The sequence below is a fragment of the Streptomyces gelaticus genome (genome assembly GCF_014649535.1).
GTDB lineage: Bacteria > Actinomycetota > Actinomycetes > Streptomycetales > Streptomycetaceae > Streptomyces > Streptomyces gelaticus.
Genome location: NZ_BMTF01000067.1, coordinates 1 through 2499, shown reverse-complemented (window position 1 = coordinate 2499; position 2499 = coordinate 1). Strand labels below are relative to the sequence as shown.

3 protein-coding genes are annotated in these 2499 nt (G+C 71.2%); 1 reads left to right on the top strand and 2 read right to left on the bottom strand.

The window, feature by feature from the left end:
- Together IE107_RS36270 and IE107_RS34300 are read right to left on the bottom strand one after the other, a co-directional pair.
- Positions 1 to 170, bottom strand: a 170-nt coding sequence (locus IE107_RS36270; protein ID WP_189548252.1) for a transposase, incomplete at its 3' end; no start/stop codon positions are given.
- Between the two features lie 164 nt (positions 171 to 334).
- Entirely contained in the window at positions 335 to 862 is a 528-nt protein-coding gene (locus IE107_RS34300; RefSeq protein ID WP_229867481.1) for a winged helix-turn-helix transcriptional regulator, read from the bottom strand.
- A 102-nt stretch (positions 863 to 964) separates the two neighbouring features.
- Between IE107_RS34300 and IE107_RS34295 the strand changes: the two genes are divergently transcribed.
- Positions 965 to 2362, top strand: a complete 1398-nt coding sequence (locus IE107_RS34295; RefSeq protein WP_229867480.1) for an MFS transporter — start codon at positions 965 to 967, stop codon at positions 2360 to 2362.
- Positions 2363 to 2499 lie beyond the last annotated feature (137 nt).

Sequence of the window (2499 nt, the reverse complement as noted above, 5' to 3'; positions counted from 1 at the left end):
GCTCCCTCGCCCCGGTCCGCCTTGGCCTGGCGGTACCAGCCGCGCAGGGACTCCGAGCTGATGCCGAGCTCCCGGGCAACGGCGCTGACCGTCTTACCCGTGGAGTCGACCAGCGCGATCGCGTCCCGTTTGAACTCCGCGGTGTACCGCTTCGTGTACTTGCTTCCCACCTGGTGCTACTTCCTCTGGAACCTCATGTCCCAGTCTCCAGGTGTCCACGATCAAGGGGAAGGTTCACACCTGAGACAGTCAGCAGGCTGGTGTCCGCCCAAAGCGGCTGCGCTGCCCATCCGGCCGATCGAGGCGACCCCTTCACTCCCGATCGCTGCCGAATTCAGGAGCCTTCGATCGGCCCGGCCCGATCCCATCCAGGCGCCCGCACGTCGATCGTGAGACCTCCCGGCCTGACCTCCTCACCGCAGGTCCGGCACGTCGACGTCAGATCGAGGTCGTGCTCGGCGTCGTGCCCGGAGCCGGGCCCGCCGCGATGCAGGAAGGCGACCGGCGGAGTGTCCACCGCCCAGCGATCGCCCCAGGCCAGCAGCGCGCGCATCACCGGTGCGAGATCGCGGCCGGCCTCCGTGAGGTGGTATTCGAAGCGCAATGGGCGCTCCCTGTAGGCGCGGCGCTCGACCACGCCCGCCTCTTCCAGTGCGCGCAGTCTGGCGGCGAGGCGGTCGCGGGGGGCGCCGGTGTTGCGGACGATCTGGTCGAAGCGCTGGTTGCCGTAGAAGATCTCGCGGATCGCCAGGAGGGCCCAGCGTTCGCCGACGAGTTGCAGCGCGGCGGCCACGGAGCACGGCCGACCGGGCACTTCGGGGTGCGGAACCAAGTTCTCGCCCTGTTTCGCGTTCGAGGTCACGTCCCCACCATCTCCCGAGTTCGTTGCGTTTTCAAACTCACGCGGCTAGCCTCCGGTTCCATGATAGTTGGAATTTCAAACCCACGAAGGGCGTCCCGAGCCGTGCTCGCGACGGTCGCGGCCGCGGTCTTCATGTCGAACCTCGACCTCTTCATCGTCAACGTGGCCCTCCCGGCGATCGGCCGCTCGTACGGCGGCAGCGGCCTCGGCTCCCTCTCCTGGGTCCTCAACGGCTACGCGATCGTCTTCGCGGCGCTCCTCGTAGTCGCCGGCCGCGTCGCCGACCGCTCCGGCCACAAGCCGGTCTTCCTGACCGGATTGGCGGTGTTCACCCTCGCCTCGGTCGGCTGCGCACTCGCTCCCAACGTCGGGACGCTGGTCGCCGCACGGCTCGTACAGGCCGCCGGCGCCGCGCTGTTGATGCCGACGTCGCTCGCGCTGCTGCTCGACACGACGGCGCCCGAGAAGCGCGCCGGGGCGGTGCGGGCCTGGGCGTCGATCGGCGGGATCGCCGCCGGACTCGGACCGGTGGCCGGCGGGCTGCTGGTCGAGGCCGGATGGCGCTGGGTGTTCATCGTCAACGTGCCAGTGGGGATCGCGGCGATCGCGCTCGGTGTCAAGGTGCTGCCGTCGCCCGGACGCGCCGGGGCGGAGAAGAGTCCGCTGCCCGACCTGTTCGGCGCCGCCCTTCTCAGCGGATCGATCGCAACGCTCGCGCTCAGCCTGGTCAAGGCTCCTGACTGGGGTTGGACGAGCGCCGGCACCCTCGGCGGCCTGGCTGCCGCGGTGCTGCTCGGCGTCTGGTTCGTCCTGCGCTCGGCCCGCCACCCCGTGCCGATCATCGAGCTGCCGCTGCTCCGGGTTCCGGCGTTTGCGTCCGCCGCAGCCGCCCTGACGCTGTTCACCGTCGCGTTCGCCGGAATGCTGCTCGGCTCGGTGCTGTGGTGCCAGGGCGTGTGGGGCTACTCGGCTCTGCTCACCGGCCTCGCCATCGCGCCGGGACCGTTGCTGGTGCCACCGGTCGCGTTGCGGATCGGTCCCGCCGTCGCCAGATTCGGTGCGGGCCGCATCGCGCTGGCGGGAACCGTCCTGTTCGCGGCCGGCATCCTGTGGTGGGTCGCGACGCTCGACACCGGCTCGGCCTACGCGGCCTCGCTCCTGCCCGGCATGATGCTGACCGGCCTCGGCGTCGGCATGACGCTCCCGGTCTTGACCGGGGTGTCGGCGGCCGCCCTGCCGCCGGCCCGCTTCGCCACCGGCTCGGCCATCACCTCGATGGGCCGCCAGATCGGCGCGGTCCTCGGCGTCGCGATCCTGGTGGGCATCCTCGGCACCCCGGCCCCCGGACACGCCGTCGCCGCGTTCCAGCGCGGCTGGTACGCGGTCGCCGCGGCGTCCCTGCTCGCCGCGTGCGCGACGGTCCCGCTCGTCCGCAAGCCGCGACCGGCCGCCGCCAAGGCCGCCGACGTCGCAGCGGCCGCGAAGACCGGCGCCGCCTGAGGAGCGAGTCCCGTCCGTCGATGGACGGACGGGACTCGCACTCGCCCGAAGGGCCGCTAATACTCCAGTACGGTTTCGTGATCTATCCCGTGGGTTCATCGGCGGATCGTCGTCGGTAGTGGCTGCGACGGGCTGTG